Raw genomic sequence first — 5748 nt, forward strand, 5'->3', positions numbered from 1 at the left:
GCCCTCGGCTACGCCAACAAGCCCGGCAAACACGCCAAGTTCACCACCGCCGAGGCCGACGCCATCACCGAGGCCCTGGCCGGCCTGGTCCCCGTCGCATGAAGGTCCCCGTGGAACTCGCCCACTCCATCCGCACCCGCTGGCCCGACCGCGCCGACCCCTGGCTCACCGCCGTCGAACCCGAGTTGGCCGACCTCTGCCACCGCCACAACGCCACACCCCACCGCATCCTGCCCGCGCGATACGCACTCGTCGTCGCAGCCACAACCCCAGACCACAACCTCATCCTGCGCGCCACCCCAGACCCAGACGCCAGTGCCCAAACCACCGTCGCCAAAGCCCTAGCTGACATCGACGTCGGCCCCGCTATCCACGACGCGACGACCACCGAAACCGGCACAGGGACCGTCATGGACCAGATCATGCCTGGCACCCCACTTGCTGACGCCGACCCGACCACGGTCGCACTCGACGAACGAACTCACCGCCCACTCCGCGCAATCGCCCCAGCCCCAGCCGAGTGCCTGCCAAGCCTCGTCAGTTGGCTTCGCCGACGCCTGACAAACAGTCATCTCGCCGATCTACCACCCGGCCAAACCGTAGCACCTTTGGTCGAACGCAAACGTGCTCTCGAATTGCTAGACGAGTTGGCTGCTGACTTCCGTCCCGGCCTATGTCATGGAGATCCGTCACCGTGGAACGTCTTACGTGGCCCTGGTGGACGATGGACGCTTATTGACCCACGCGGATTACAAGGCGAGGTTGAGTACGACGCCGCCGTCATGGCTGTAAAGATCTCAGTAGTCTTGTCGTCAGCGCCGGACTTGGCCGTCGTGATAGCCGACGCCGCCGAACTTGATCGCGATCGCGTCCGTGCCTGGGAAACCATTGCCCGAGCGGCCCGAGTTTGATCACAGGATTGTGTTCAGGTCTTCTTCGCCTATTAGCTGCGTCTGGGTGTGCGCGGACTAGTCTTACCTCTGGAGGTCGCCGTGAAAAGTCGACTTAGTTACCAAGCGTCCGATCGTAGGTAATAGGAAGTAGAGGAGGTCTCGTCGGACGGCAGGCCTACGAGATGGCAGAAGAAGCTGTTCGGCTTCACGGTTTCTTCAGTCGGATCTATTCAATATCGCCAGACTCTACAGGCTTTGCGTTGTTTAGAAACTTGGAGAAGTTGAATTTGATGTCTGGCGGCCTAATCCTCAGTCGCCTGGAAATATCTTCTGCGGCTTCGCGAACGTATGGCAATAGGGCGGGGTATGCAAATTTATGTGCGTACGAGAACACGGTTTCACGGGTCGTCGGTTCGCGTAAATCGTCAAGGTCGAAGTCCACGTGGTAGTGCGCAAAGGCTTCAACGACCGTGTTGCTCCGTGCGGTCGTCGTCTTCAAGCATATTCCAACGTCGAGCATGCCGTCGCCACCTGAGAGCATTAGCTGCCAACGCTGATACTGATCGGGTGTTCGAGCATGCGAAGAATCACCTTCTGTGTCAGCGTGCTCGTGCTCTAATTGTGCGTGTCGCCTTACTTCCTCGGCAAACTCTTCGTCGTCACTTTCGTACGCTTCTGCTGATAGTCTGGTGTACTTGACATCGACCAATTCGGCCTGCTCTAGAGCTTCGATTAGTTTGCTAGTCTGCAATGACTTCCCCTTCGTCGACCGAGAAGCCTGCGTATGTCCTGTGCACGAGAAAACTTCTAGAGCGTGGGTGGCTTTCGGTGGATTCGGTCACAATTTCATGGCGTAGGGATCGTTCTGCGTTGAAGACAAAGTCGACCGTCACGGCGACGGATTGAGCGCGATGATAGTTAATCCATCGATTGATGTCCGCGTAGTCTTCACGGCAGGGATATGAAAGATCATAGTAATTGAGGCCTGAGCGGCGAAGCCAGGCGTTCACTTCACCCCAAAGCCAAATGCCACCAGAAACCAAGTTGAAAGGATCGGGAAAGGGGTGCGCGCGTTGTCTATCGCCGCGAATCCATTGTCCGACAGCTTGCGGAGAGACTTCGGCGCGGTCGGCAATGTCTCGACGGGAAACCAAGTCCTCATAGCATCGGTGTATGACGACGCCGTCGATATTCTCTAGGTCTCGAATTGCAGCCTTCGCGGCAGTAAGTGCGGTAGCACCTTCGGCTGTGACCGTAAGCAGTGTTACGGTTTCGTGACCTGCGACGATGGAGTCGTACCTGTCGTAGACCTGGTCGATGACGTCGTCGGACAGGTCATCGACGGCAAAGATCAACTCAAAATCAGACATGGAGCCCCACCTTCCTGTCTCGCTGTATACACTACCACTGCTGTTTCCATCTAGAAACAGCAGTGGACTGTTACCGCAGCTAAGGAGTGCTGCTCTGGTGTGGCTTCGCGCCCAGGTCGTGACGGTCAGGGCAGCGTGCCGCTTCGTGGCGCATCCTGCGAGCGTGGTTCTCTGGATTCTTAGGCGTTCCGTCGACGCGAACCCACACTTTGTGATGTGGGCAGTACAGTCTGTAGCGATGACCTTGCTCGACTATGGTCCAACCGTTGGCGAGCAGTTCAACGATCACAGCGTCGATGACCTTGTGCTTGTGCCACTTGCCCACTGCTGCGCGTGCCCCCAGGGATCAGTACCCCCAGACGTTGGCGGGGGTGGACTATGCCGCCTACTTGAGCTCTCTGCGTGTGATGTTCGATTGGTGTTCGACTGAGTTTACTCCGCAGGTGTCACACCAAAGCGTGACCCACGGCCGCGTGTTACTGGCAGAGTGTCAGCACTGGCCGGTCGATTGCTGGCGGCTGTCGGCCACAAGATCGACATTAGGTCAGAAAGCTGCCGAATTTGGCTCTATGGGATCAAGGCGCCACCGTCGGCGGCGCGCACGTCACCACGCGTACGGCGGCCCCGCCCCAGGGCGACACGACGGCCTGCCGCTCCGCTCCGGCCGTCGGCCGCCGGGCAGACCCGCCGACGTGGCGGTGAGGCACACGCGCCGCCGACGGCGACTGACAACCCTGTGAGCCGCATATGGGCATAGACGCGATCAAGCCGCACGACGTTACGTCCTGCCAGGTCACCACTGGCGGCCGTTCCTCGCAGGCGATCGTTTAACACCGGCCCGCCAGCATCAAGGGCGCCGTTGGCGTCGCTTCGCGATGAGCTGCGCTCACCCTTTACGCCGACGACCCGGCGCTAACTGCGGCAGGGGCGAGGAAGACGGGGACGGACAGCCACCGCGAACCCATGTCGTCGAGCCCGACCAGCCGGAGGGGTGCCCACGATGAACCAGTCGAGCCGACGACTCAGCCCGAACCAGGCCGCGTTGTGGACCCGCTTCGAGCTGATCGACTGGCAGGCGCAGGGGCGACCCGGCTGCGCTCGCGCGCGTGCGGGCGCGGGCATACTGAACGTGTCCGCCCGGGCCGGATCGTGGGCGCCGCGTAATCCTCGCGAAATGAACCGGCTGGTCAGGCGCTCGGGGAGCGAGTTTCGGCAGCATGAGGGCACCCTCCTTGCGAAGCTGGCACTCCCGTGGCTAGAGTGCTAATTGCACGGCCCGAACACGCCCCGGCACCCGCGACGGCGGGGGTGGTAGGAGCCGTAAGTCATTACGTACCTGCCAACGCTTTCGACGACCGTGGAGGTCAACCCGGTGAGCGTGAACATCAAGCCGCTCGAGGACAAGATCGTTGTCCAGACGAGCGAGGCCGAGGAGACGACCGCTTCCGGCCTCGTCATCCCCGACACCGCCAAGGAGAAGCCCCAGGAGGGCAAGGTTCTGGCCGTGGGCCCGGGCCGGATCGACGACAAGGGCAACCGCGTTCCGCTGGACGTGGCGGTCGGCGACGTCGTCATCTACTCGAAGTACGGCGGCACCGAGGTCAAGTACAACGGTGAGGACTACCTGATCCTGTCCGCCCGCGACGTGCTGGCCGTCATCAACTGACGTCCGCTCGCAGCGCATGACGCCCCGGGCCCCGCACAAGCCGGGGTGCGGGGCGTTCTTGCGTTCAAGAGACACCGAAAGGTAAGCGGAACTCGCTATGCCCAAGCAGATCAGTTTCGACGAGGACGCTCGTCGCGCGCTCGAGCGCGGGGTGAACAAGCTCGCGGACGCGGTCAAGGTCACCCTCGGCCCGCGCGGGCGTCACGTCGTGCTCGACAAGAAGTTCGGCGGCCCGACCATCACCCTCGACGGTGTGACCGTCGCCCGTGAGGTCGAGCTGGACGACCCGTTCGAGAACCTCGGCGCCCAGCTCGCCAAGAGCGTCGCCACCAAGACCAACGACGTCGCCGGCGACGGCACCACCACCGCGACCGTGCTGGCGCAGTCGCTGGTGAAGGTCGGCCTGCGCAACGTGGCCGCCGGCGCCAACCCGGCCTCGGTCGGCCGCGGCATCGAGGCCGCCGCGGAGAAGGTCATCGAGGTCCTCAAGACCAAGGCGACCCCGGTCAAGGGTCGCGACAACATCGCCCAGGTCGGCACGGTCACCTCGCGTGACGCCGCCATCGGCGCCCTGCTCGGCGAGGCCGTGGAGCGGGTCGGCGAGGACGGTGTCATCACCATCGAGGAGTCGTCCACGCTGGCGACCGAGCTCGTGGTCACCGAGGGTGTGCAGTTCGACAAGGGTTTCCTGTCGGCGCACTTCGCGACCAACCCCGAGGACCAGAAGGCCATCCTCGAGGACGCCTACATCCTGCTGTTCCGCGAGAAGATCTCGGCGCTGGCCGACCTGCTCCCGGTGCTGGAGAAGGTCGTCGAGGCCAAGAAGCCGCTGCTGATCATCGCCGAGGACGTCGACGGTGAAGCGCTGTCCACCCTCGTGGTGAACTCGCTGCGCAAGACGATCACCGCGGTCGCCGTCAAGGCTCCGTTCTTCGGTGACCGCCGCAAGGCGTTCCTGGACGACCTCGCGGTCGTCACCGGCGGCAACGTGATCTCGGCCGAGATCGGCCTGAAGCTGTCCGAGACCGACCTCGGCTCGCTGGGTCGTGCGCGGCGGGTCGTCGTCACGAAGGACGACACCACGATCGTCGACGGTGCGGGCACCAAGGACGAGATCGACGGGCGGATCGCGCAGATCCGCAAGGAGATCGAGACCACGGACTCCGACTGGGACCGCGAGAAGCTGCAGGAGCGGCTCGCGAAGCTCGGCGGCGGTGTCGCGGTGATCAAGGTCGGCGCGGCCACCGAGACCGAGCTGAACGAGCGCAAGCACCGCATCGAGGACGCCGTGGCTTCGACCAAGGCGGCCGTCGAGGAGGGCATCCTGCCCGGCGGTGGCTCGGCGCTGGTGCACGCGGTCAAGGAACTCGAGGGCGACCTCGGCCTGACCGGTGACGAGGCGACCGGCGTCAAGATCGTCCGTGACGCACTGACCGCGCCGCTGTTCTGGATCGCGACCAACGCGGGCCACGAGGGCGCTGTCATCGTCAACAAGGTCCAGGAGCAGAGCTGGGGGCACGGCTTCAACGCCGCCACCGGCGAGCTCACGGACCTGATCGGCGCCGGCATCGTGGACCCGGTCAAGGTGACCCGGTCCGCGGTGGCGAACGCCGCGTCCATCGCCCGGCTCGTGCTCACCACGGAGAGCTCCGTGGTCGAGAAGCCGGCCGAGGAGGAGCCCGCCGCGGCCGGCCACGGTCACGCGCACTAGCTCCACCGGTTCGTCCCGAAGCCGGGGGGGCGGGGCCCCCCACCCGCCCCGCCCCGGCGGTGAGTTCGCCCCCCACCCGCCCCCCCCCCCCCGGCCGCGCGGGACTGA

General features: G+C 63.9%; 5 protein-coding genes. 3 read left to right on the top strand and 2 right to left on the bottom strand.

Going from position 1 to position 5748, the window contains the following annotated elements:
* The first annotated feature begins 110 nt into the window (after window positions 1–110).
* Window positions 111–911, top strand: coding sequence for a phosphotransferase (locus tag ACFWX1_RS23665; protein WP_378390681.1), 801 nt, complete (start codon window positions 111–113; stop codon window positions 909–911).
* A gap of 208 nt (window positions 912–1119) precedes the next feature.
* On the opposite strand, the gene ACFWX1_RS23670 is transcribed toward ACFWX1_RS23665, so the two are convergent.
* Together ACFWX1_RS23670 and ACFWX1_RS23675 are read right to left on the bottom strand one after the other, a co-directional pair.
* On the bottom strand, window positions 1120–1644 hold the full coding sequence (locus ACFWX1_RS23670; protein WP_378390683.1) for a hypothetical protein: 525 nt from the start codon (window positions 1642–1644) through the stop codon (window positions 1120–1122).
* Window positions 1634–2263 (bottom strand): hypothetical protein, encoded by a 630-nt coding sequence (locus ACFWX1_RS23675; protein ID WP_378390685.1) that lies wholly within the window; start codon window positions 2261–2263, stop codon window positions 1634–1636. The genes ACFWX1_RS23670 and ACFWX1_RS23675 overlap by 11 nt, the downstream gene beginning before the upstream one ends.
* A gap of 1372 nt (window positions 2264–3635) precedes the next feature.
* Here ACFWX1_RS23675 and groES point away from each other — a divergent pair.
* Both groES and groL read left to right on the top strand, forming a co-directional pair.
* Window positions 3636–3929, top strand: coding sequence for a co-chaperone GroES (gene groES / locus ACFWX1_RS23680; RefSeq protein WP_009072407.1), 294 nt, complete (start codon window positions 3636–3638; stop codon window positions 3927–3929).
* A gap of 97 nt (window positions 3930–4026) precedes the next feature.
* Window positions 4027–5640, top strand: a complete 1614-nt coding sequence (gene groL, locus ACFWX1_RS23685; RefSeq protein ID WP_378390687.1) for a chaperonin GroEL — start codon at window positions 4027–4029, stop codon at window positions 5638–5640.
* The last annotated feature ends 108 nt before the right edge of the window (window positions 5641–5748 follow it).

Source organism: Amycolatopsis sp. NPDC059021, from assembly GCF_042739895.1.
Taxonomy (GTDB): domain Bacteria; phylum Actinomycetota; class Actinomycetes; order Mycobacteriales; family Pseudonocardiaceae; genus Amycolatopsis.

Coding starts and splice junctions, on each gene's coding strand:
- ACFWX1_RS23675 (WP_378390685.1), bottom strand. CDS start 2,263: ATGTCTGATTTTGAGTTGATCTTTGCCGTCGATGACCTGTCCGACGAC.
- groL (WP_378390687.1), top strand. CDS start 4,027: ATGCCCAAGCAGATCAGTTTCGACGAGGACGCTCGTCGCGCGCTCGAG.